We start from the raw sequence: 23,423 nt of genomic DNA, 5'->3' as shown, positions 1-23,423 counted from the left end.
TCACGGAATGAGCCATCACCCCGACCGCCAGGACGCCGCGCATGCAGCGCTCCGCCGCGTGCGCCGTGAAGGACGCTGGTGGTGGCTGCAGGCGTGGCACACACGGAAGATCTGGCGGTGGGCAGCGCTTGTGGCCGTGCTGGTGTTCGCCTTGCTGGTGCTCGCGAGGCGTCCGTTGGCGAACTGGTTCTGGAACGAACCGCAGGTGGAGCAGCTGCTGGATCGCGGTGACCGTGCGCTGGCCGCCGGGCGGCTGAGTGCGGCCGATGGGAGCGGTGCGCGTGAGTGGTACCAGGCGGCGCTCGCGCTGGATGGCGACCGCACGCAGGCGCGCACCGGCCTGGTGCGCACCGCGCAGGCCGCGCTGCAGCAGGCGCGCGATGCCTTGGCCGCAGGCGATCCCGACGCGGCGCAGCGCGCCCTCGCCCTGGCCCGCGAACTGCAGGTGCCACAGCGCGACGCGGACGCGGTGGCGCGCCTGCTGCGCGAGCACCAGCAGAACGGCGCCGGTTTCGGTGTGCTGCTTGGCCGCGCAGAGGCAGCGTTGCAGGCACAGCGGCTCGATGGCAGCGACGACACTGCGCTGCCGTTGTTCCAGCAGGCGCTGGCACTCGCGCCCAACCACCTGCGCGCGCTGGAAGGGCGCGAGGACGCGTTGTCCGACCTGCTGCAGAGGGCGCGCGAGGCGGCCGCGCGCGGTGATGTGGCGCAGTCCTCGGCAGTGCTGCAGCGTGCGCGCGGCTTCGATGCCGGCCATGTCGACCTTCCGGCCAGCGAGGCCGCACTCAATACCGCGCTGGAGCAGCGCCAGCGGCAGGGGCAGGCGGCCTTGAACCGACAGCGCTGGGAGGCGGCCGGGTCCGACTTCCAGGCCGTGCTGGCCGTCCGCCCCGACGATCCGGCGGCACAGCAGGGCCTGCAGCGCGTTATCGATGCGTTGTTGGCCGCGGCGACGCGACAGGCCGCGGATTTCCGCTTCGGCCCCGCCGAGCAGGCGCTGGAGACGGCCCAGTCGCTGGGTGCCTCCGACCGCGCGCTGGTGGCGGCGCGGCAGGCGATGGCGCAAGCGCGCCAGGCCGAGCGCGCATTGAATACGCCGGCCGGCACTCCGGCGCGGCGCGAGCGTTCATTGGCGCAGCTGCTGGAGAATTTCGCCGACGCCGAATCCCGCGGTGACTTCCTCGCCCCGCCCGGCCGCAGCGCCTACGATGCGTTGCGCGAAGCACAGGCGCTGGCCCCCCGCGACGCGCGCGTGCGCGCGGCAGCGCAACGCCTGCTGCCTGCAACCCGCGCGTGTTTCGAGGACCGGCTCCGCGAGAACCGCGTGCAGGCTGCCGGCGCCTGCCTGGAGGCATGGCAGACCCTGGCTCCCGGCGCGGACGCGATCGGCCCCGCCCGGCAGCGGCTGGCCCAGCGTTGGCTGGCCATCGGCAGCGAGCGGTTGGGACGGGGCGATGTCGAGTTTGCCCGTACGGCATTGCAGGCGGCCAAGGCGTTGGGCAGCAGCGCAGCGTCGGCCGACCACCAGGCGCTGCAGCAGCGGTTGAACGACATCGACGCGTCGCGCTGAGGCCGCGGCGGGCCTCAGCTATAGTATGGGGTCCATATCCAGCTGGGGCCGGCATGACCGTCCTTGTTTCCGGTGCGACCAGTCAGATCGGCCGTTTCCTGCTTGCACGCCTGTCGATGGCAGGGATTCCGGTGCTGGCCATCAGCCGTAAGCCACAACCTCCCCAAGAGGGAGTGCAGTGGCGCATGGGTGATCTCGAGACGGTCCTGGCAGCACACCCCGGAGAAACCTGGCAGGCGATCGTCAGCTTCAGCCCGATGGAGGCCTGGGCGGACTGGCTGGCCGGTCAGGCGCTGGCACCGGCGCGGAAGATCATCGCCACCAGTTCGATGAGCGTGGTCACCAAGCAGGCGTCCGCGCAGACCGATGAGCTGCGCGTGGTTGCCCGGCTGCAGCGGGGCGAGCAGGGGCTGGCCGAGCAGGCCGGGCGGCTGGGCATGCAGTGGACCGTGCTGCGGCCCACATTGATCTACGGTGCCGGTATCGACCGCAGCCTGAGTCCGATCGTGGCGCGTGCACGGCGCGTGCGCATGTTCCCGATCCCCATGACCCACGGTCTGCGACAGCCCGTGCATGCCGACGACATCGCCAGGGCGGTCATGGCCGCGCTGGACACCGATGCCGTCGCGTCGACGGTGCTGGAGATCGGCGGCGGCGAGCGCCTGCAGTACCAGCGCATGTTCCAGCGTGTGCGGGCAAGCATGGCCGAGCGGACGTTGCCGTTGTACCTGCCGGCGCACGCGCTGCGGCTGCTCGCGGCGCTGCTTCCGCGCGCCCGCGGGCCGGTTTCCCGGCTGGAGCAGGACCTGGTTGCCGACAACGCTCCGCTGCAGCGCCTGCTGGGCGTTCATCCGCGGCCGTTCCAGCCCGATGCGGCTACGTGGTCGCCGATGCCGCTGTCGGCTGCCGGGGAACGCATCCGCCTTGCGCCGCAGCAGCAGGGTGCCGCCTGATGTCCAGTGCCCACACCGGTTCCGCAGCGGCGCCTCGGTTCGGCGTGGCGATGTGCACGTACAACGGCGCGCGTTACCTGCAGGCGCAGCTGGACAGCATTCTGGCGCAGACCGTGCCTGTGGATGAAGTGGTCGTGGGTGACGATGGCTCCTGCGACGCTACGCTGGCCATGCTCGATGCCTTCGCCGTGCGTGCATCGGCCCGCGGCATCCGGGTGGAGGTGGTGCAGCATCCCCGGAACCTGGGTTATGTCGCGAACTTCTCCGACGCGCTTCAGCGGTGTCGCGCCGACGTCCTGTTTCTGTGCGACCAGGACGACGTCTGGGATCCCGATCGCGTGGAGGCGTTTGCCAGCCGATTCGACGCGGATCCAACGCTGCTGATGCTGCACAGCGATGCGCGCCTGGTTGATGGCGAAGGCGCGCCGCTCGGCGCCACGCTGCTGGAGGTGCTGCGGGCGCATCCAGCCGAGATCGCGCTGGAGCGCTCCGGACAGGCGATGGATGCCATTCTGCTGCGCAATTTCATCACCGGCGCCACCTGTGCGCTGCGCCGCTCGTTGTTGGCGGAGGCCCTGCCCGTCGCGCCGCGCTGGAGTCATGACGAATGGTTGGCGGTGATCGCATCGCTGAAGGGTGGGCTGGACCTGCTGCCGCGCTCGACCATCGACTACCGCCAGCACGGTGGCAACCAGATTGGTGCATCGCGGCGCTCGATTCTGCATCAGTTTCGTGCGTTGAATCTGCGTGATCGGGGCGGGCAACAGCGCACCGCCGAACGACTGCGCGGCTTGCAGGCGCTGTTGCAGGCGCGTGGGGTGACGTTCGCACCCGACGACCTGCAGGGGCTGGCCGCGGTCGCATGGCGCATGGCCTGGTCGCGCCTGCACGTGTATCGCCGGGTGGATGTGGACTGGCGCTGGATCGCCCATGACGCGCCGCGGCTGGTGGCGCGCATCGCCAATGCCTGCCTGGCGGGCGGTGGCTGGCGGGGCGGGGTTGCCGCCTGCAGGGGTGCCTGGACCGGCTGGCGGGGCGGGGTTTGACCTGATTGAACTGCGGTGAAACGGCGGATCGCCTGGCGCCTGCTGCAGCGGCAGCTGCGCTAGACTCGGCAAAGTTTATTCTTCCGAATGCCCGTGCCCCCACGCTACGATTCCGACGACATCGACGAGTTCGAGGACGACACCGAAAGCCGCTGGCCGCGCTGGCGTCGTCGCCTGATCACCTGGGGCATGGCCGCGTTCGCGCTGGCGCTCGGATTCCTGATCCCTTACACGGTCTACCTCAATACGCAGGTCACGCAACGTTTTGGCGAACTGCGCTGGCAGATCCCGACGCGTGTCTACGCGCGACCGCTGGCGCTGGCGCCGGGCGTGGCCATGGACGTGCAGACGCTCAAGACCGAGCTGGCGGCATCGGCGTACCGGGATGACGGGACCGGCAAGTCACCGGCCACGTTCAGCCAGGATGGCGGTCGCTTCGTCATCTCCAGCCGCGGCTACAACGACGTGGACGGTCGGGTCGCGCCGCGTCGGGTTGAACTGAGCGTCTCCGGCGGTCAGATCGCCTCGCTCCGCGACGCCGACAGCCGCAAGGCAGTCAAGGCCGCACGCCTGGATCCGGCGCGTATCGCCACGCTGTACGGACAGAAGCAGGAAGAGCGCCGCTTGGTGCGCCTGGAGGAAACGCCGGAGCTGCTGGTCACTGGCCTGCAGGCGGTGGAGGACAAGGACTTCAATCGCCACCACGGCATCGACCTGAGTGGCATCGCGCGCGCGGTGTGGGTCACCATTCGTTCCGGCGGCCAAAGCCGCCAGGGCGCCTCCACGCTGACCCAGCAGCTGGCCCGCAGCGGCCTGCTGGGGATTGGCAAGGAACAGACCGTCACCCGAAAATTCAACGAAGTGCTGTACGCGCTGATCATGGAGGCGCGCTACGACAAGCGCACCATCCTTGAGGCTTACCTCAACCAGGTTTACCTGGGCCAGCGCGGCAGCCAGGCGATCCACGGCATGTCCTCGGGTGCCGAGTTCTGGTTCGGGCGCGATCTGTCCTCGCTCAATACCGAGCACGTCGCGTTGCTGATCGGCCTGGTCAAGGGCCCGTCCTACTACGACCCGCGGCGCAACCCGGAACGCGCGCTGGACCGGCGCAACTTCGTGCTGGGCAAGCTGCACGAGAACGGCCTGATCGATGACGCCGAGCTGCAGCGTGCGCTCAAGGCGCCGCTCGGAGTGCCGAAGAATCCGGGGCTGATCGCCGCCAACCGCTTCCCCGCCTATGTCGACCTGGTGCGTCGCCAGCTGGGCCATGATTACCCGGAATCGGTGCTGCAGGGCGCCGGGCTGAGCGTGATGACGGGCATGGCGCCGTCGGCGCAGGCCTATGCCGAAGGCGCCGTCACCAAGACGCTGAAGTCGCTGGAAAACAAGCGACGCCCCGAACTGCAGGCCGGACTGGTGCTGACCGACGTGCACAACGGCGACGTGCTGGCCGTGGTCGGCAGCCGTGATGTATCCGAGCCGGGCTTCAACCGCGCCATCGAGGCGCAGCGGCAGGTGGGTTCACTGCTCAAGCCCTTCGTGTATCTGCTGGCGCTGGCGCAACCGGACAAGTATTCGCTGGCCAGTTTCGTCGATGACTCCCCGGTCACCGTGCAGCTCAGCCGCGGCAAGCGCTGGACCCCGGGCAACGCGGACAATCGCAGCCACGGCACCGTGCGGTTGATCGACGCGCTGGCCAACTCCTACAACCAGGCCACCGTGCGCGTGGGCATGCAGGTGGGCCCGGAGCGGGTCACCCAGCTGATCCATGTGCTGGCCGGACTCAAGGCGGAGAGCAACCCGTCGGTGATCCTGGGCGCGACCGACCAGAGCCCGTACGCGATGGCCCAGCTGTACCAGTTCCTCGCCTCGGGTGGCGAGATCCAGCCGCTGCACGCCGTACGCGGCGTGCTCGACCCGCAGGGCAAGCTGCTCAAGCGCTACGACAAGACGCCCGCGCCGGCGCAGGAGGGCGACTCCATTGCCGCCAACCTGATCAGCATCGGCCTGCAGCAGGTGGTCTCCAGCGGCACCGCGCAACGGCTCAACGCCGATGGCCTGGGCCGTCTGCAGGCCGCCGGCAAGACCGGTACCTCCAACGACGGGCGCGACAGCTGGTACGCCGGCTACACCGGCGACCACCTGGCGGTGGTCTGGATGGGCAACGACAAGAATGAACAGACCGGCCTGTTCGGTGCGACCGGTGCGATGCGGGTCTGGTCGGGCATCTTCAGCCGCCTGCCGAGTTCGCCGCTGAAGGTCAGCAACAAGGGCCTGGACTGGCAGCCGGTGGAGGCCAGCGGCACCGCTGCCACCGACGAATCCTGCCCGGGTGCGCGTCGCTTCCCGTTCGTGGTCGGCTACGCGCCGGCCTATACCGCCTGCGTGGCGCCGACCGCCTTGCCCGAAGGTGAGGGGGGCGAAGGCAATGAAGGCGGCGGCTGGCGCAGCTGGTTCGGTCTGGACAAGAAGCCCGAGCCGGCCGCAGAGCCGGCCCAGGCCGCGCCCGCGGCCACTCCCCCCGCTCGATGAACCGCACCAGAGGCTGGCCCGCATGATTCCTTCCCGCACCGTGATCCGTACCTCTGCCGTGCTTGCGCTCGGCGTCGCCCTGGCCGCCTGCGTGTCCACCGCGCCGCCGGTCAAGGTGCCGGTCGACACCACCACCCCGGCCCAGCGGCTGGCGGCAGTGGACGCGGCTGCCGGCAACGATGACAAGGAACTGGCCGTGCAGCCGCTGCGCGATGCGGGTATCGAAGACCTGCGCGTGATCGCGCTGGCCAAACGCCAGGCCAACGACCTGGCCGGCGCGGCTGAAGCGCTGAACGAGGCGCTGCTTATTTCCGAAGGCGACCCGTCGATCCTGCAGGAACGTGCCGAGATCGCCCTGCTGCAGGGCGATTGGGCCCGCGCCGAAACGCTGGCGCGCAAGGCGGTGGACCTGGGCTCGAAAACCGGCCCGCTGTGCCGCCGCCACTGGGCCACGATCGAGCAGTCGCGTCTGGCCCGCGGTGAGAAGGAAAACGCGGTATCGGCGCACGCCCAGCTGGAAGGCTGCACGGTGCCGGCGATCAAGCGCTATTGAGGGTAGTGCCGGCCGCTGGCCGGCTCCTCAAGCGCTATCGAGGTAGTGCCGGCCGCTGGCCGGCTCCTCAAGCGCTATTGAGGTAGTGCCGGCCGCTGGCCGGCTCCTCGGTGAAGTCCGGATCGTGCAGAGCCGGCCAGCGGCCGGGCTCTTCGGGTTGCCATTGTTCCGAGGAGCCGGCCAGCGGCCGGGCTCTTCGGGTTGCCATTGTTCCGAGGAGCCGGCCAGCGGCCGGCACTACAATACGTTCATGTCACGTCTCGCCCATGCCAGCAGTGAAGCCCTCAGCGAGGGCGGCACGCTCGCCAGCCAACTCGATGCCTTCGTCGCGCGACCCGCGCAGCTGCGCCTGACCACGGCCATCGCCGAGGCATTCGACCAGCGCGAAGTGCTGCTGGCCGAAGCCGGTACCGGTACCGGCAAGACCTTCGCCTACCTGGTGCCGGCGCTGTTGTCCGGGCTCAAGACCATCATCTCCACCGGTACCCGCGCCCTGCAGGACCAGCTCTACCACCGCGACCTGCCGCGCGTGCGCGCCGCGCTGGGCGTGGGCCACAGCAGCGCGCTGCTGAAGGGGCGCGCCAATTACCTGTGCCGCTACCGCCTGCAGCAGGCGCGGGGTGAGCCCCGCTTCGTCTCGCCGGAACAGGTCGCGCAGTTCCAGCGCATCCTGGCGTGGTCGGGGCGCACGAAATTCGGCGACATGGCCGAGCTGGATGCGCTGCCGGAAGACTCGCCGCTGTATCCGATGGTCACCTCCACGGTGGACAACTGCCTGGGTACGGAATGCCCGTTCTGGGACGACTGCTTCGTGGTCCAGGCCCGGCAGCGTGCGCAGGCGGCCGACGTGGTGGTGGTCAACCACCACCTGCTGCTGGCCGACCTGGCGTTGAAGCAGGAGGGCTTCGGCGAGATCCTGCCCGGCGCGCAGGCGTTCGTGATCGACGAAGCGCACCAGCTGCCCGAACTGGCCGCCAACTTCTTCGGCGAGAGCTTCGGCATGCGTCCCTGGCAGGAGCTGGCGCGCGACTGCCTGGCCGAAAGCCGCAGCGTGGCGGGTGCGCAGGCCGCGTTGCAGGCATCGGCGGCGACGCTGGAGCAGACCCTGCGCGACCTGCGTGAGGCAATGGAGGGGCTGCCGCCGCGGGGTACGCAATGGCGTGCCCTGGCCGTGCCACAGGTGCGCGATGGATTCGATGCGGCGATGACTGCGCTGGTGACGGTGCGCGACGCATTGGACGGGGTGCGCGAGGCGTCGCCGGGGCTGGATGCCTGCCATGCCCGCGCGACCGAAGCGGTGTCGCGGCTGTCGCGCTGGCTGGGCGACGATGCGCCGCTGCTGGACTTCGACGCCGAGCCGGATGACGCGCCGGCAGCGGCCGAGGTGCTCTGGTACGAGCTGACCCCGCGCGGTTTCCGCTGCCAGCGCACGCCGATGGATGTGTCGGGGCCGCTCCGCGAGCACCGCCAGAAGTCGATGGCCGCCTGGGTATTCACCTCCGCCACGCTTACCGTGGATGGGCATTTCGAGCACATCGCGCAGCGCCTGGGCCTGGATGACCCGATCACCCTGCTGCAGCCCAGTCCGTTCGACTGGTCCCGCCAGGCGCTGTGCTATCTGCCCACCGATCTGCCGGATCCGGCCGCGCGCGGCTTCGGTACCGCGCTGATCCGGGCATTGACGCCGGTGCTGGAGGCGTCCGCCGGCCGCGCGTTCCTGTTGTTCGCCTCGCATCGTGCGCTGCGCGAGGCAGCCGAGGCGCTGCGTGATGCGCCCTGGCCGCTGTTCGTCCAGGGCGAGGCGCCGCGCGCCACGCTGCTGCAGCGCTTTCGTGAGTCCGGCAATGGCGTGCTGCTGGGCTCGGCCAGCTTCCGTGAAGGCGTGGACGTGGTCGGCGATGCGCTGAGCGTGGTGGTGATCGACAAGCTGCCGTTCGCGGCGCCGGACGACCCGGTGTTCGAAGCGCGGCTGGACGCCATCCGCCGCGACGGCGGCAACCCGTTCCGCGATGAGCAGTTGCCGCAGGCCGTCATCGCGCTCAAGCAAGGGGTAGGGCGGCTGATCCGCAGCGAGACCGACCGGGGGGTGCTGGTGCTGTGCGACCCGCGCCTGGTCAGCCGCAGCTATGGGCGCACCTTCCTGGATTCGTTGCCACCCTTCCGCCGCACCCGCGCGCTGGACGATGTACGTGCCTTCTTTGCGCCACAATGGGCTGTCGCCGATCCGGCCGCCGTTGCCGCTGCACCCGTCTCCGCGCCGGTGCCGGCCACCGCCGACGATGTCTTTCCCACTTCCCTGTTCTGACCGCCATGAAACTGCTCGCCTTTGAAACCGCGACCGAAGCCTGTTCCGTTGCCCTGTACGTGGATGGGCAGGTGCTTGAGCGCTTCGAGATCGCCCCGCGCCGCCACGCCGAGCTGAGCCTGCCGTGGGCCGAGGCGCTGCTGGCCGAGGCCGGCCTGGCGCGCGGGCAGCTCGACGCGATCGCGCTGGGGCGTGGTCCCGGCGCATTCACCGGGGTGCGGCTGGCGATCGCCATCGCCCAGGGCATCGCGCTGGCGCTGGACCGCCCGCTGATTCCCGTGTCTACCCTGCAGGCCCTGGCGTTGCGCGCGCCGGCGGATGCCACGCACGTGCTGAGCAGCATCGATGCGCGCATGGGCGAGGTGTACGTGGCGCGGCAACTGCGCGTGGACGGCCAGTGGCAGCTGCAGGGCGAAGAAGTGGTGTGCGCGCCCGAATCGGTGGAGCTGCCCGATGGCAGCCGCTGGTTCGGCGTGGGCACCGGCTTCGGCGCGGCCGAGGGCCTGCTGGCCACCCGGTTGGCGAATCGCCTGGATGGCGTGGATGCGCAGGCCCTGCCGCGCGCGTCGGACGTGCTGGCGCTGGCGGTGCCGATGTTCGAACGTGGCGAGGCGATGGCCCCGGAACGGGTCGAGCCGGCCTACCTGCGCAACAACGTGGCCCTGACCCTGGTGGAACAGCAGGCCGCACGGGCGGCGAAACAATCCGTGTAACGCCCCAGCCACGCAGGGCGTGGCTCTACGCGCGGCGGGTGCTGCATCACCGGTCGTCGCGCAATTCGCCACCCGGCAGGAACACCCATGTCCGCGTGACCTGCAGGATGTCCACACCGTCATCGGTTTTGGGCAACGGCGGGAACGGCTGGGCCAGGCGGATGACCCGCAACGCCGTCTCATCCAGCAGCGGGGTGCCGCTGCTGCGCAGGATGCGGCTGCTTTCCACGCTGCCGTCGCGGCGCACGCCCACCGTGATCACCACTTGGCCGCCGAGCCGGCGCTGGCGGGCCTCGTCGGGGTAGTTCAGGTTGCCCACGCGCTCGGCGCGATCTACCCAGGCACGCAGGTAGCCGGCGTAGGCGTACTCACGCGTGCTGGCCGAAACGAACTTGCGGTTCGGGCGCTTGGCGTACTGCGCCGAGCGCAGGTGCACTTCGGCGGCCAGGCGCGCCATGTCGGCATCACGCTGCTCGCGCGCCGTCATGGGGGCGTCCGGTTGCGGGTGGTCCGGCAGCGGCTGCGGCTGGGCGTCGGCCATCCGGTCGGGACTGTTGCGGGTGGACACCACCCGCGCCTGCGGCGGCGGCGGGCTGGCCGCATCCTGGCGCCGCTGCGGCACTGGCGACACGCCGGCCTGCGGCTGCGGCACGATACCGGTCTGGTTGTCGCGAGGACGCTGCGCCTTGTCGTGGTCGCCGCCACCCTGCTGGTTGGCCTGCGCCAGGAAGTCGGCCTGCTTCGGCGTCAGCGGTGTCTGGGTCTGGCTGAAGATCACATCCAGGGTCGGCACCAGCGCGGCGTTGTCGCTCACGGCAAAGCCCACGCCGAGGATCAGCAGCGCATGCACCAGTGCCGACAGCGCCAGGGTGGCACCCAGGCGCTGCGATTCGCGTGCCTGCAACGGCACCATCGGCGCGACCACGGTGCTCATCGCGGCAGGCCGGCCTCGATCGCGTCGAACAGGGTGCCGGCGATGTTCAGGCCGAACTGGGCGTCCAGCTCGCGCACGCAGGTGGGGCTGGTGACATTGACCTCGGTCAGGTAGTCGCCGATCACGTCCAGGCCGACAAAGCGCATGCCGCGGCGCTTCATCTCCGGCCCGACCTGGGCGGCGATCCAGCGGTCGCGCTCGCTCAGCGGGCGGCCTTCGCCGCGGCCGCCGGCGGCCAGGTTGCCGCGGAACTCGTCGCCCTGCGGGATCCGGGCCAGGCAGTAGTCCACCGGCTCGCCGTCGACCAGCAGGATGCGCTTGTCGCCGGCGGTGATGTCCGGAATGAACTTCTGCACCAGGGCCAGCTTGCGCTCGCCGTCGGTCAGCGTCTCCAGGATCACGTTGAGGTTCGGATCGCCGGTGCCGCTGCGGAAGATCGAGCGCCCGCCCATGCCGTCCAGCGGCTTGAGCACGGCCTGGCCGTGTTCGAGCACGAACGCCTTCAGGTCGGCATGGCGGCGGCTGACCAGGGTCGGCGGGCAGCACTGCGGGAACAGCAGGGCGGCCAGCTTCTCGTTGTAGTCGCGCAGGCCCTGCGGGTCGTTCACCACCAGCGCGCCGGCCTGCTGGGCGACGCCCAGGACCTGCGTGTCGTAGATGAATTCGGCATCCACCGGCGGGTCCTTGCGCATCAGCACGACCTGGCCGGGGCCGAACGTGGTCTGGCTGAATTCGCCCAGCGTGAACCAGTCATGCGCGTCGTCGCGGACCTGGAGCGGGGCGGTACGGGCGACCGCCACCCCGTCACGCAGCGCCAGCCCACCGGGGCTGACGTAATGCAGGGCGTGGCCACGGCGCTGGGCCTCCAGCAACATGGCGAAGGTGGTGTCCTTGGCGATCTTGATATGGGCGATGGGGTCCATCACCACGATGACATTCAACGGCATGGTCGCAACCTGGCGGGCAGGCGCTGATGGTAGCGGCAATGCGCCCGCGCTGCCTGCCCTGGCGACCGGAACGCAGCGTCCGGAGGCCTTCACGGTTTGCGCAATTCCGGGCGCGGCGCCGACCCGGGGGGCGCACCCGGCTTGGCTTGGGAAGCACACCCTTGATGACGGCCGCGTGGTGGGATATAGATACGCTTTCGCAGCGGCGCCGGACCAAAGCAGAAGCGTCGCGCGCTCGGGGAAAGGTAATGACTGAAAACATGGCTGCGGGTGGGGAACTCGCAGGGCTCAGAGTCATGGTCATCGATGATTCGAAGACCATTCGCAGGACCGCGGAAACACTGCTCAAGCGCGAAGGCTGCGAAGTGGTGACTGCGACCGATGGTTTTGAGGCGTTGGCCAAGATTGCCGACCAACAGCCCCAGATCATCTTCGTGGACATCATGATGCCCCGTCTCGACGGGTATCAGACCTGCGCGCTGATCAAGGGAAACCAGCTGTTCAAGTCCACGCCGGTGATCATGCTGTCCTCCAAGGACGGCCTGTTCGACAAGGCGCGCGGACGCATCGTGGGCTCGGAGCAGTACCTGACCAAGCCTTTCACACGTGAAGAACTGTTGGGTGCCATCCGCACATACGTAAACGCCTGACCAGGGGGGAAAGGCACAATGGCTCGAATCGTTCTGATCGAGGACTCACCGACCGACCGGGCGGTGTTCATCCAATGGTTGACCAAGGCCGGGCACGAAGTGTTCGAGGCCGGCAACGCCGAGGACGGCCTCAAGCTCGTCCACGAGCTCGACCCACGGCCGCAGCTCGTGCTGATGGACGTGGTGCTGCCCGGCATGAGTGGCTTCCAGGCCACCCGCGCGCTGAACCGTGACGAGACGACCAAGGGCATCCCGGTCATCATCGTGAGCACCAAGGCGATGGAAACCGACAAGGCCTGGGGACTTCGCCAGGGCGCGTCCGCCTACATGGTCAAGCCACCGCGCGAGGACGAGCTGATCGCGCAGATCAACGAACTGGTGTCCTGATGCGTTCTCCTTTCGACATCCTCGAAGCCTACGAACGGCGCAGCCTGGCCCATGCGGTGCAGCTGCCCGAACGGCAGTTCGCCCAGGACCTGTGGCGCGGCGTGGGGTATCGGGTCGGCAAGCGCCACCTCGTTTCGGACTTCCGCGAAGTGGTGGAAATCGTGCCGATGCCGCCCATCACCCCGGTCCCCGGCGCACAGCCGTGGCTGCTCGGCGTGGGCAACCTGCGCGGCAATTTGTTCCCGGTGGTCGACCTGAAGTACTTCATGGAAGGCGAGCGCACCGTGCAGCAGGAAGGCCAGCGCGTGCTCATCATGCGCCAGGCCGGCGGCGACGTTGCCCTGACCATCGATGAACTGTTCGGCCAGCGCAGCTTCGAGCAGGAACAGGACACCGGCACCGGTGACCTGGCCAGCGGTCGGTATGCCCACTTCATCGACCGCGCGTTCCACGGCGACGGCCATGACTGGGGCGTGTTCTCCCTGTCGCTGTTGTCGCGTACCCCCGAATTCAGGCAGGCCGCGGCGTGAACGCTGCTGCCTGCCTCACTGCATTTGAAGATCGAGGTTGAACGATGAGTACTACTTCGGAAACCGCCAAGGCCGGCAAGCTGGGCACGGTGGGAACCAATTTCTGGCTGGGCCTGCTGGCCGTGTCGATGATCCTGTTCGGCCTCAATACCGGCGTGGCCACCTGGCAGGGCAGCCGCCTCGCCGGCGCCAGTACCGGTGCCGCCGATCTCCAGGTGTTGTCCCAGCAGCTCGCCAACCAGGGGCGTGAAGCGGTTTCGGGTAACGCCCAGGCGTTCACCGCCTTCAAGGACACCAAGACGCGCATCGAAAGCACCGTGAGCAGCCTGCAGGGGCGCTACGGCAGCGAAACCAACGTTTCCGGACCGCTCAACCAGCTCAGCCAGACCTGGGAGCCGCTCGGCAAGAGCGCCGCCCAGCTGGTGGCCAGTGAGCCGGCCGTGCTGGCCCTGGCCGGCAACGCCAACAACTTCGTCAACGGCGTTCCGGCGCTGCAGGCACAGCTGAACGAAGTGGTGCGTGCCATGTCGGCCGGTGGTGCACCGGCCTCGCAGGTCTACAACGCGCTGCAGCAGGTGGTGGTGGTGGGCTCCATGGCCCGCCGCGTCACTGAAATGCGCGCCGGTGGCGCCAATGCCGCCGCCGCCGGCGACGCACTGGCGCGTGACTCGGTGGTGTTCACCCAGGTGCTTGAGGCGCTGCGCAACGGCAATGAAGAGCTGGGCATCGCCCCGGTCCGCAATGCCGGCGCGCTGGCGGCGCTGGAGCAGTCCCAGAAGCAGTGGGACACCATGAAGCAGGACGCCGACGCGATCCTGGCCAGCTCGCGCCAGCTGTTCTCGGCGCAGTCCTCGGCGGCGGCCCTGACCGGTGGTTCGGGCAAGATGCTGGACGACAGCAAGAAGCTGTTCGAGGCGTTCTCTTCGTTCGGCTCGGTGCGCGACACGCGCCCGTTCCCGAACTTCTGGCTGGGCGTGGTGTCCGGTGCGCTGTCGCTGTTCGCCATCATCGGCTTCGTCAGCAGCACCGTGCGCAGCCGTTCGCGTGAACAGGAACTGCGCTACCAGACCCAGGTGGAATTCAACAGCCGCAACCAGCAGGCCATCATGCGGCTGCTGGACGAAATCAGCTCGCTGGGTGAAGGCGACCTGACGGTGAAGGCCTCGGTGACCGAGGACATGACCGGCGCCATCGCCGACGCAATCAACTACGCCGTGGACGAACTGCGCCACCTGGTGACCACCATCAACGACACCTCGGCCAAGGTCGCCGTGTCGACCCAGGAAACCCAGGCAACGGCGATGCAGCTGGCCGAAGCGGCGGGCCACCAGGCCAACCAGATCACCTCGGCGTCGGACCGCATCGGCGAAATCGCGTCGAGCATCGAACAGGTCTCGCGCAACTCGGCCGAATCGGCCGACGTGGCACAGCGCTCGGTGGTCATCGCCGCCGAAGGTGCCGGCGTGGTGCGCGAAACCATCCAGGGCATGGACCAGATCCGTGACCAGATCCAGGAAACCTCCAAGCGCATCAAGCGCCTGGGTGAGTCGTCGCAGGAAATCGGCTCGATCGTGGAACTGATCAACGACATTTCCGAACAGACCAACATCCTGGCGTTGAACGCCGCGGTGCAGGCGGCCTCGGCCGGTGAGGCCGGTCGTGGTTTCGCGGTCGTGGCCGACGAAGTGCAGCGCCTGGCAGAACGCACTTCCGGTGCGACCCGACGGATCGAAGGCCTCGTCCAGGCCATTCAGGCCGATACCAATGAAGCCGTCAGCTCGATGGAGCAGACCACCGCTGAAGTGGTGTCCGGTGCGCGCCTGGCCGAGGATGCCGGTACCGCACTGACCGAAATCGAACGCGTGTCCAACGCGCTCAACAACCTCATCAAGAACATCTCGATCGCCGCCCAGCAGCAGTCGTCGGCCGCGTCGGACATCACCCGCACCATGGGCGTGATCCGGCAGATTACCGGCCAGACCTCGCAGGGCGCGGGACAGACCGCCGAGTCGATCGGTCATTTGGCACAGCTGGCGGCCGACCTGCGCCGCTCGGTTGCCGACTTCAAGCTGCCGGCGTGAGCCGCGGGCAGGGCGGAGAGGGAAGGAATCAGCAGATGATGCATCGCGAGAAATCACAGCACGACACGCGCGCCCACCTGCCGGGAGACCCGGCATGAGCACGCTGCGCGATGCCATGAGCCACGCCGCCCTGGGCTGGGTCAAGCCGGAGCTGGACGAGACCCTGCGCCAGGTGCGCAACGAGGTCGAGTACTACGCCGAAGATCCTGCCGATGGCAGCCGTATGCGCTTCTGCGCCGGTTACCTGCACCAGGTGCAGGGCACCCTGCGCATGGTGGAGCTGTACGCCCCGGCGATGGTGGCCGAGGAAATGGAGCAGCTGGCCAACGCCATCGGCGCCGGCGAGGTTCCCGACCGCGACGAAGCCTGCGCCACCCTGATGCGCGGCAGCGTGCTGCTGCCCGACTACCTGGAGCGCCTGCAGAACGGCCACCGCGATATTCCTATCGTGCTGCTGCCGCTGCTCAACGACATCCGTTCGGCGCGTGCTGCGCCGGGCATCAACGAAAGCGTGCTGTTCGCCTTCGCACCGGACAGCGCCAGTGCCACCGAGGCTGAGCTGGACCATGCGCGCGGCAGCCTGAGCGGCCGCAACCGCGAGCTGCTCGACACCGTGGGCAACGCGGTCAAGGAAGAGCTGCTGCGCATCAAGGATGCGCTGGACCTGCACCTGCGTACCAGCGGTGACCCGACCCAGCTGCAGACCCAGGTCAATGAACTGGGCGCGGTCGCCGATACCCTGGGCATGATGGGCCTGGGCGTTGCCCGTGGCGTGGTCGTGCAGCAGCGCGACGCGCTGCGAAGCGTGGTCCAGGGCGACCAGCAGATCGATGAAACCCTGTTGCTCGATATTGCCGGCGCGCTGCTGTACGTGGACGCGTCGCTGGACGACCAGGTCGCCCACCTGGGCGCCGGCGGCAGTGGCGAAGACGACCCGAGCGCGGTGGAAGGCCGCCGCACGGTCGAAGTGCTGGCCCACGAGGCCATCGCCAACTTCTCCGCGGCCCGCGAACACTTTGTCGCCTTCATCGAGACCAACTGGAACCACCAGCAGCTGCATGAAGTGCCGCGCCTGCTGGGTGAGGTCGCCGGCGCACTGCGCATGCTCGACCTGGGCACCCCGGCGGACTACCTGCAGGGCGTACGCCAGTACATCGCGGTCGAGCTGATCGGCCGCCAGCGCGTGCCCAGCGGCCGCCAGCTGGACACCCTGGCCGACGCCATGGCCAGCCTGGAGTACTACCTCGAAGCCCTGCGCGAACGCCGCCCGGGCCGGGAGGAAATCCTCGACATCACCCGCACCAGCCTGGAAACCCTGCGTTACTGGCCGCTGCCGGATGAGCACGCCGCGCCGGCCGATGTCAGCGCGGAAGCGCTGCCGGTGGCACCGGAGCACGTGGAACTGAGTGCATGGGACGAACCGCCGTCGCTGGCCCCGGTAGAGACGCCGGTGACCGCGAGCGCGCCGCCGCCCGGCAGCGTGGCGGACCTGCCGCTGCCCGATTTCACCTTCGAGCCGCTGCCCGACGTGGCGCCGCAGGCACCGGCCGAGCCGGTCGCCAAGGCGATGCCGACGCTGGTCTTCGAGGCGTCCACTGCACCGGTCGCCGTCGATGCGCCGCAGTGGACCCTGTCCGCCGAAGCCGCGCGTGATGATGCGGCACCGACCTTTGCCAGCTTCGATCCGGTGCTGGCCGAAGACGCCGGCAGCGCCAGTCATTGGGACGCCGCACCTGCGGTCGAGATCGCGCCCGTGGCCCTGGATGGCTTCGACACGGGGGCGGCCGACATCGAGAGTGTCGACGCCTACATCGCACCGACGATCACCGCTGGGTCGGCGTTCGATCCGGTCGCCGCAGAGAGCGACACGCTCGAGCTGAGCGACGAGCCGATCGAATTCACCGTCGATGACGCCCTGCACAATGCCGGCGACGTGTTGTCGCTGGCCATTGACGATACGCCGGACGCGTCGGTCAGCGTTGTTGTGGACAGCGTGGACATGGATGCGGCCAGCGGCACCGGGCTGGACGTCCAGGCCCTGCCGGCGTTCCTGCAGGCGCAGGCCGAACCGGCCGAAGCGCCGGCGGTGGTCAGCGCCGAGCAGCCGATCGACGACGTCGTGGCAGCCGCCGACGACGCCGTTGCCGCCCAGGAAGAGATCCTCCCGGTCGACACCGCACCGGTCACCACGTCCGCCGTTGGCGGCGTGCACGAAGCGGTCATCGGCACGATTGAACTGGACGACGAATCGACCCGGTTCCTGGCCGAGCTGGATGCCGCGGCTGCTCAGTTCAGCACCGCGCCGGTGGTCGAGGCCGCGCCCGTTGCCGCGAGCGAGGCCAGTGCGGTCGATGCCGCGGCCGACGAGGTGGGCAGCATCGAAGCGGGCTTCGAGGACGATGGCGAGAACATCGACCAGGACATCCGCGAAGTCTTCATCGAAGAGTTCGACGAAGAACTGGTCAACCTGGGCAACCTGCTGCCGGTCTGGCGCATGGCCCCGGACAACATGGACCGCCTGCGTCCGATCCGCCGCGTGTTCCACACCCTCAAGGGCAGCGGCCGACTGGTCGGCGCGCGCACCCTGGGTGAGTTCAGCTGGAAGGTCGAAGGCATGCTCAACCGCGTGCTGGATGGCAGCCGTCCGGCGTCGCCAGCGGTGGTGGCCATGGTCACCCAGGCCTACGAAGTGCTGCCGCAGCTGAATGCCGCGCTGCGCGACGGCAGCCGCGTCACCGCCGATCTGCAGGCCATGCAGGCCATTGCCGACCGCGTTGCGGCCGGCGAAGAAACCTTCCACGTCCCGCTGCAGCGTGCCGTGCCTGTCGCCGCCGCTCCCGAAGGCATCGTCGTCGAGGACACCCTCGCCGCCGACGCCGTGCAGGAGGCCCCGGAAGCCACCGGTACGCCGGCCAACATCGATGAAGTGCTGCGCGAGATCCTGGAGGCCGAAGTCGAGGCCCACCAGGCCACGCTGCAGGCCTGGCTGCAGGAGGCCAACGTGGCGCCGCAGCCGGTCACCGACTCGCTGCTGCGCGCCGTGCACACCATGAACGGCGCGTTCGCGATGACCGACGTGCCGGAGATCACCGCCGTCACCGGCGGCGCGGAAAGCTACATCAAGCGTTCGCTGGCGGCCGATACCACGCCGGATACCGAAGGCGTCGAAGCGCTGTCGGCCACCGCCGCGGCGATCCGCGCCACCATGACCGCCCTGCAGGCCGACGCGCCGCGGATCCCGTCGCAGCATGCGCTCGCCGCGCGTCTGCAGGCGTTGGCCGATACGCTGCCCGAAGCCCGCTGGCCCGCGTTGGCCACCGACGATGACCTTGACCTGGACGCGGACGAGGCAGAGGCGCTCGACGTCGATGCCATCACCGTGGAGGAGGCGCAGGACGTCACCGCGCAGGAACTGGCCGCGCTGTCGGCGCAGTTCGAGACGCGCGACGGTTTCGCCGTTGCCGACGACAGCACCGATGCCGACGTGCAGCAGGCCATCGTCGACGCCGATGGGTTGTCGGTGCTGGAGTCCGATGCCGCAGTGGTGGAAGAACTCACCGGCAGCGACGATCTGTCCGCCTACTACGATGCCGATCTGCCGACCACGTTCGACGCCCCGGCCGTGGTGCCGCAGGCAGACGACGTGGTCGCGGCGGAGGCACCGGCCAACAGCGGGCTGGACGCCGTTGAGCTGACCGGCGCCGACGACCTGTCGCGCTTCTACGAACACACCCTGCCGACCTTCGGCACGCCGACCACTCCGGTGGCCGACGCCGCCGACAGCGAGCCGGCCGCGGACGCCGCTGGCGCCGTGGTTGCGGACGACAACGTGCATGCGGTCGAGATCTCCGTCGAGCAGGAACAGGCGATTGAACTGCAGGCGGCCGAATCGGATGCGCTGCAGGATCACGTCGCGCTCGACGCGGTGCCTGCCGTGGATGACGTCGTCGCGCTGGATGCCGATGTTGATGCGCCGGCCGACAGTGGTGCCCAGGCCGAGCTTGAGGCCGAGACCGAGGTTGAAGCCGACGCCGAAGCCGCCGTTGAAGCCGAGGCCGATGTTGAGCCCTCGACCGACACTGAGTCCCAGGCCGACGTTGAAGCCTCGACCGACACTGAGTCCCAGGCTGACGTTGAAGCCTCGATCGACACTGAGCCGCAGGCCGACGTGGAAGCCGGCTCCCTGCCCGGGCAGATGGACGAAAACAGCCTTGACGGGGCCGCCGGCGATGACGTCGCCGAGAGCCTGGACGAGGTGCTGCCGCCGACGCCGGCGTTCGGCGAGGCCGTGGATGAGCAGCAGGCGCTGGACGATGGCCTGACCATCATCGACGCACCGGATGCAACGGCCGACCAGGCGAATGCCGACGACACCGGCTTGCTTGGCCTGGATGCCACGCACGAGGGATTGGACGAAGGCGATGCCTTCGCCGAAGACGACGTGGACGCCGAGGCGGCCGCGGACGCGCGTGCCCCCCTGTTCGAACTGGAAGACGCACCGGTGGCTGCGGTCAGCACGAGTGCTGCGTCGGCCGACGAGGCCGGCAACGAGCCGCTGGATGACGCCGAATCGCTGGACTTCACTGTCCTGGATCGCGAGCTGGTCGACATCTTCGTCGAGGAAGGCAAGGACCTGCTGGACCATTGCGACGGCCTGATCAGCGAGCTGCGTGCAGCACCGCAGGATCGCGAAGCCGTGGCCGGCCTGCAGCGCGACCTGCACACCCTCAAGGGTGGCGCGCGCATGGCAGGCATCAACCCGATCGGCGACCTTGGTCACGGCATCGAATCGCTGCTGGAAGCTGTCGCGGCCAACCGCACCGACATCGACCGCAGTGACGTGCACCTGCTGGAGCGTGGCTTCGACCGCCTGCACCAGATGCTGACCCGCACCGGCCTGCACCGCAGCGTAGCGATGCCCGACGACCTCATCGCCGCGTTCGAACAGCGCACGCTGGGCCGTGTCGAAAGCGTGGACACGCAGGACGCCATCGATGCGCCGGCCCCGGTCGGGCCGGTCGAGGTGGATGCCGCCGTCGCCGCCGCGCCGCTGTCGGCGCCGGTGCCGCTGGATGCCGCCACCGACGACGACAGCCTGGCCCGTCCGCAGCAGGAACAGGTGCGTGTGCGCGCCGATCTGCTCGACCGCCTGGTCAACCACGCCGGTGAAGTGGCCATCTACCGCTCGCGTCTGGAGCAGCAGCTGGGTGCGTTCCGCGGTGCCATGGGCGAACTGGATCGCACCAACGCCCGTCTGCGCGACCAGCTGCGTCGTCTGGACCTGGAAACCGAAGCGCAGATCGTCGCCCGCTACCAGCGCGAACAGGACCAGGCCGACCACAAGTTCGATCCGCTGGAACTGGACCGGTTCTCCACGCTGCAGCAGCTCAGCCGTGCGCTGAACGAGTCCGCGGCCGATCTTGGCGGCCTGCAGGGCGTGCTGGACGATCTGTCGCGCCAGTACGACGTATTGCTGCAGCAGCAGTCGCGCGTCAGCTCCGAACTGCAGGATGGCCTGATGCGCGCGCGCATGGTGCCGTTCGACGGCCTGGTGCCGCGCCTGCGCCGTGTGGTGCGCCAGGCGGGCCAGGACACCGGCAAGCAGGTCCACGTCACCCTGGAAGGAACCCACGGCGAACTGGACCGCAACGTGCTCGACCGCATGGTCGCGCCGCTGGAGCACATGCTGCGCAACTCGGTCGCACATGGTCTGGAAACCCCGGACCAGCGCCGCGCTGCCGGCAAGCCGGAGGAAGGCGAAATCGCCATCCGTCTGCGCCGCGAAGGCTCGGAAATCGTGCTGGAAGTGGCCGACGACGGTGCCGGGCTGAACCGCGAGGCGATCCGTCGCCGTGCCGAACAACGCGGCCTGATCGCCGCCGAGGCCGTCCTGAGCGAAGCCGAACTGGACGCGATGATCTTCTCGCCCGGCTTCAGCACCGCCGACCAGGTCAGCCAGCTGGCGGGCCGTGGCGTGGGCATGGACGTGGTGCACAACGAAGTGCGCCAGCTCGGCGGCTCGGTGGACATCCACTCGGTGCCGGGCAAGGGCGTCACCTTCACCCTGCGCCTGCCGCAGACGCTGGCCGTCACCCAGGCCGTGTTCGTGCAGATCGGCGAGACCACGTTCGCGGTGCCGGTGGCATCGGTCAGTGGTATCGGCCGCATCTCGCGCGAGCGCTTCGAATCGGCCAACGGCGGTTACCACTACGGCGGCGAAGAGTTCGCGCTGCATGACCTCGGTACGCTGGTCGGCCAGGGCCAGGCCCGCGCCGAAGGCCAGGCCCAGGTCCCGCTGCTGCTGGTGCGTGCGGGTGAACTGCGCGCGGCCGTGGCGATCGACCAGGTGGTCGGCAACCGCGAAATCGTGGTCAAGCCGGTCGGCCTGCAGATCGCGTCGGTGCCGGGTATCTACGGCGCCACCATCACCGGCGATGGCCGCGTGGTGGTGATCCTGGACGTGGCGCCGCTGGTGCGTCGCTTCCAGGCCAACCCGCTCAAGCCGGTTGCCCCGGCCGCCCAGGCCAGCGACCGCCAGGCACCGGTGGTGATGGTGGTGGACGACTCGCTGACCATGCGCAAGGTCACCGGCCGCATCCTGGAACGCCACAACTTCGAAGTGGTCGTCGCCCGCGACGGCATCGAAGCGCTGGAGCGTTTGGACGAGCGCGTGCCCGACCTGATGCTGCTGGATATCGAAATGCCGCGCATGGATGGCTATGAACTGGCCACTACCATGCGCGCCGACCCACGCTACAAGGGTGTTCCGATCGTGATGATCACCTCGCGCAGTGGTGACAAGCACCGTCAGCGCGCCTTTGAAATCGGTGTCCAGCGTTACCTGGGCAAGCCGTACCAGGAGCTGGACCTGATGCGAAACGTGTATGACCTGCTGGGGATCGCCCGTGCCCGTGAATGACCTGACCTCGCTGTTGTCGGTCGCGCTGTTGGCGCGGGTCGGCCCGGCGCGCGATCGGCTGCGCGACGCGCTGGTCCAGGCCGGCGCCACCGTGGTGCTCGAAGAAGATCCCAACAGCCTGCAGCCCGAAACGCTGCGCGATGCGGACGTGGGCGCTGTGCTGATCGCGCTCGAGCCGGCGATTGAAGATGCGCTTGAACGCCTGGATCCAGTGCTGGCCTCGCCGGGGCTGACCCTGATCTTCGACGAGGCCGAACTGGCCGCGCGTCGCGAAGGCTGGGAAGCGCAGCGCTGGGCCCGCCACCTGGGCGCCAAGCTGCACGGCCATCAGGATGTGCTGCCGCCGGGCTCCGAGCAGGACGGCCTGCTGCAGCCCGAACCGGGCCTGCCGGTCACGCCGGCCGAACTGCACGCCGATGCGCCGCTGGAATTCCACGTGCGCGAAGCCTTCGACGCCGCCACCGACGTGCCTGCCGACGGCCTGTACCAGGCCCCGGAAGGCTACAGCGAGCCGATGTCGCTGGAAGAGGCACTGGCCGCCATGCAGGCGCCCGCCGCGCCGCCGCCGCCCAGCGTGCCGCCGCCGGTGCCTGTCGCGCCGCCCGCACCGCTGGGCGACCACAGCAGCTGGTCGCTGGTGGATGAAGACAGCACGGTGGCCGCTGCCCCCGCGCCGGCAACACCGCCGCCGAGCGCGCCGGCCGTACCCACTGCATTCGATATCGAACGCCTGTCGCTGGTCGAGCTGGAGCCGGAAGGCATTCCCAGCGACGCCGCGCCGGGCGCGGTCCTTGTACTGGCCGGCATTGGTGGCCCCGACGCGCTGCGCCGCCTGCTGGCCGCGCTGCCGGCCGGGCTGGCGGTGCCGATCATGGTTTACATGCGCCTGGATGGCGGTCGTTACGGCAACCTGGTCAAGCAGATGGCGCGCGTGTCCGCGCTGCCGGTGCTGCTGGCCGAAAGCGACCAGCCGGTCGTGGCCGGCAATGCCTACATCTTGCCCGACGACGTGGGGGTGGCGGTGCAGAACCGCGGCCTGCATTTCAGTGCCGATGCACAGGGCATCCGGGTCGATGCGTTGCCGCCCGCGCACAGCGGCGTGGTGATGCTCAGCGGTGGCGACGCCGCGCTGGTGGACGATGTGCTGGCGCTGGCCGTGGCCGGCGCATGGGTCGCCGGCCAGACCGGTGATGGCTGCTATGACCCGCTGGCCGCCAGTGCCGTGATCGCCGCCGGCATGGCCGCCGGTGATCCGCCGCAGCTGGCTGCCGCCATCGCCGAACGCTGGGGCGTGAGCGAGTAA

15 protein-coding genes are annotated in these 23,423 nt (G+C 69.2%); 13 read left to right on the top strand and 2 right to left on the bottom strand.

The genetic code is table 11. The annotated features are described in order from the left end of the window. Window positions 1–7: 7 nt before the first annotated feature. The 7 genes from AC3ITN_RS14775 to tsaB all read left to right on the top strand — a co-directional run bounded on the left by AC3ITN_RS14775 (window position 8) and on the right by tsaB (window position 9,672). Entirely contained in the window at window positions 8–1,570 is a 1,563-nt protein-coding gene (locus AC3ITN_RS14775; RefSeq protein WP_489390991.1) for a hypothetical protein, read from the top strand. A 53-nt stretch (window positions 1,571–1,623) separates the two neighbouring features. Then, entirely contained in the window at window positions 1,624–2,523 is a 900-nt protein-coding gene (locus AC3ITN_RS14770; RefSeq protein WP_489390990.1) for an SDR family oxidoreductase, read from the top strand. Beyond that, entirely contained in the window at window positions 2,523–3,569 is a 1,047-nt protein-coding gene (locus AC3ITN_RS14765) for a glycosyltransferase family 2 protein (RefSeq protein WP_489390989.1), read from the top strand. The genes AC3ITN_RS14770 and AC3ITN_RS14765 overlap by 1 nt, the downstream gene beginning before the upstream one ends. A gap of 93 nt (window positions 3,570–3,662) precedes the next feature. Then, entirely contained in the window at window positions 3,663–6,101 is a 2,439-nt protein-coding gene (gene mrcB, locus AC3ITN_RS14760; RefSeq protein WP_489390988.1) for a penicillin-binding protein 1B, read from the top strand. A gap of 22 nt (window positions 6,102–6,123) precedes the next feature. Continuing rightward, window positions 6,124–6,654, top strand: a complete 531-nt coding sequence (locus AC3ITN_RS14755) for a tetratricopeptide repeat protein (protein ID WP_489390987.1) — start codon at window positions 6,124–6,126, stop codon at window positions 6,652–6,654. Between the two features lie 250 nt (window positions 6,655–6,904). Continuing rightward, window positions 6,905–8,959 carry a DNA repair helicase YoaA gene (yoaA, locus tag AC3ITN_RS14750; RefSeq protein WP_489390986.1) on the top strand — a complete coding sequence of 685 codons (2,055 nt, stop codon included), beginning with the start codon at window positions 6,905–6,907 and terminating at the stop codon, window positions 8,957–8,959. A 5-nt stretch (window positions 8,960–8,964) separates the two neighbouring features. Beyond that, the gene (gene tsaB, locus AC3ITN_RS14745) at window positions 8,965–9,672 is read left to right on the top strand and encodes a tRNA (adenosine(37)-N6)-threonylcarbamoyltransferase complex dimerization subunit type 1 TsaB (RefSeq protein WP_489390985.1); all 708 of its coding nucleotides are present in this window, start codon (window positions 8,965–8,967) and stop codon (window positions 9,670–9,672) included. Between the two features lie 46 nt (window positions 9,673–9,718). Here the strand turns inward: tsaB and tolA are convergent, their stop codons facing one another. Beyond that, window positions 9,719–10,606: a cell envelope integrity protein TolA gene (gene tolA, locus AC3ITN_RS14740; RefSeq protein WP_489390984.1), complete on the bottom strand. Its 888-nt coding sequence runs from the start codon at window positions 10,604–10,606 to the stop codon at window positions 9,719–9,721. Further along, window positions 10,603–11,553, bottom strand: a complete 951-nt coding sequence (gene gshB / locus AC3ITN_RS14735) for a glutathione synthase (RefSeq protein ID WP_313346670.1) — start codon at window positions 11,551–11,553, stop codon at window positions 10,603–10,605. The genes tolA and gshB overlap by 4 nt, the downstream gene beginning before the upstream one ends. A gap of 248 nt (window positions 11,554–11,801) precedes the next feature. On the opposite strand from gshB, the gene pilG reads away from it, so the two are divergent. The 6 genes from pilG (at window position 11,802) to AC3ITN_RS14705 (ending at window position 23,423) form a co-directional block, all read left to right on the top strand. Then, window positions 11,802–12,203 (top strand): twitching motility response regulator PilG, encoded by a 402-nt coding sequence (gene pilG / locus AC3ITN_RS14730; protein ID WP_017356958.1) that lies wholly within the window; start codon window positions 11,802–11,804, stop codon window positions 12,201–12,203. 18 nt (window positions 12,204–12,221) lie between these two features. After that, entirely contained in the window at window positions 12,222–12,590 is a 369-nt protein-coding gene (locus AC3ITN_RS14725) for a response regulator (RefSeq protein ID WP_313346673.1), read from the top strand. Continuing rightward, window positions 12,590–13,120 (top strand): chemotaxis protein CheW, encoded by a 531-nt coding sequence (locus AC3ITN_RS14720; protein WP_489390983.1) that lies wholly within the window; start codon window positions 12,590–12,592, stop codon window positions 13,118–13,120. The genes AC3ITN_RS14725 and AC3ITN_RS14720 overlap by 1 nt, the downstream gene beginning before the upstream one ends. 44 nt (window positions 13,121–13,164) lie before the next feature. Further along, on the top strand, window positions 13,165–15,201 hold the full coding sequence (locus AC3ITN_RS14715) for a methyl-accepting chemotaxis protein (RefSeq protein WP_313346678.1): 2,037 nt from the start codon (window positions 13,165–13,167) through the stop codon (window positions 15,199–15,201). Window positions 15,202–15,295: 94 nt separating this feature from the next. Continuing rightward, entirely contained in the window at window positions 15,296–22,120 is a 6,825-nt protein-coding gene (locus AC3ITN_RS14710; protein ID WP_489390982.1) for a hybrid sensor histidine kinase/response regulator, read from the top strand. After that, window positions 22,107–23,423: a chemotaxis protein CheB gene (locus AC3ITN_RS14705; RefSeq protein WP_489390981.1), complete on the top strand. Its 1,317-nt coding sequence runs from the start codon at window positions 22,107–22,109 to the stop codon at window positions 23,421–23,423. The genes AC3ITN_RS14710 and AC3ITN_RS14705 overlap by 14 nt, the downstream gene beginning before the upstream one ends.

Source organism: Stenotrophomonas sp. KH_036_B (genome assembly GCF_057839485.1).
Note: the sequence above shows the minus strand (reverse complement) of the source record. Positions and strands in the feature narration are given on the sequence as shown.

Coding starts and splice junctions, on each gene's coding strand:
- AC3ITN_RS14710 (WP_489390982.1), top strand. CDS start 15,296: ATGAGCACGCTGCGCGATGCCATGAGCCACGCCGCCCTGGGCTGGGTC.
- AC3ITN_RS14765 (WP_489390989.1), top strand. CDS start 2,523: ATGTCCAGTGCCCACACCGGTTCCGCAGCGGCGCCTCGGTTCGGCGTG.
- gshB (WP_313346670.1), bottom strand. CDS start 11,553: ATGCCGTTGAATGTCATCGTGGTGATGGACCCCATCGCCCATATCAAG.
- AC3ITN_RS14720 (WP_489390983.1), top strand. CDS start 12,590: ATGCGTTCTCCTTTCGACATCCTCGAAGCCTACGAACGGCGCAGCCTG.
- pilG (WP_017356958.1), top strand. CDS start 11,802: ATGACTGAAAACATGGCTGCGGGTGGGGAACTCGCAGGGCTCAGAGTC.
- yoaA (WP_489390986.1), top strand. CDS start 6,905: ATGTCACGTCTCGCCCATGCCAGCAGTGAAGCCCTCAGCGAGGGCGGC.
- tsaB (WP_489390985.1), top strand. CDS start 8,965: ATGAAACTGCTCGCCTTTGAAACCGCGACCGAAGCCTGTTCCGTTGCC.
- AC3ITN_RS14725 (WP_313346673.1), top strand. CDS start 12,222: ATGGCTCGAATCGTTCTGATCGAGGACTCACCGACCGACCGGGCGGTG.
- AC3ITN_RS14715 (WP_313346678.1), top strand. CDS start 13,165: ATGAGTACTACTTCGGAAACCGCCAAGGCCGGCAAGCTGGGCACGGTG.
- AC3ITN_RS14775 (WP_489390991.1), top strand. CDS start 8: ATGAGCCATCACCCCGACCGCCAGGACGCCGCGCATGCAGCGCTCCGC.
- tolA (WP_489390984.1), bottom strand. CDS start 10,606: ATGAGCACCGTGGTCGCGCCGATGGTGCCGTTGCAGGCACGCGAATCG.
- AC3ITN_RS14755 (WP_489390987.1), top strand. CDS start 6,124: ATGATTCCTTCCCGCACCGTGATCCGTACCTCTGCCGTGCTTGCGCTC.
- AC3ITN_RS14770 (WP_489390990.1), top strand. CDS start 1,624: ATGACCGTCCTTGTTTCCGGTGCGACCAGTCAGATCGGCCGTTTCCTG.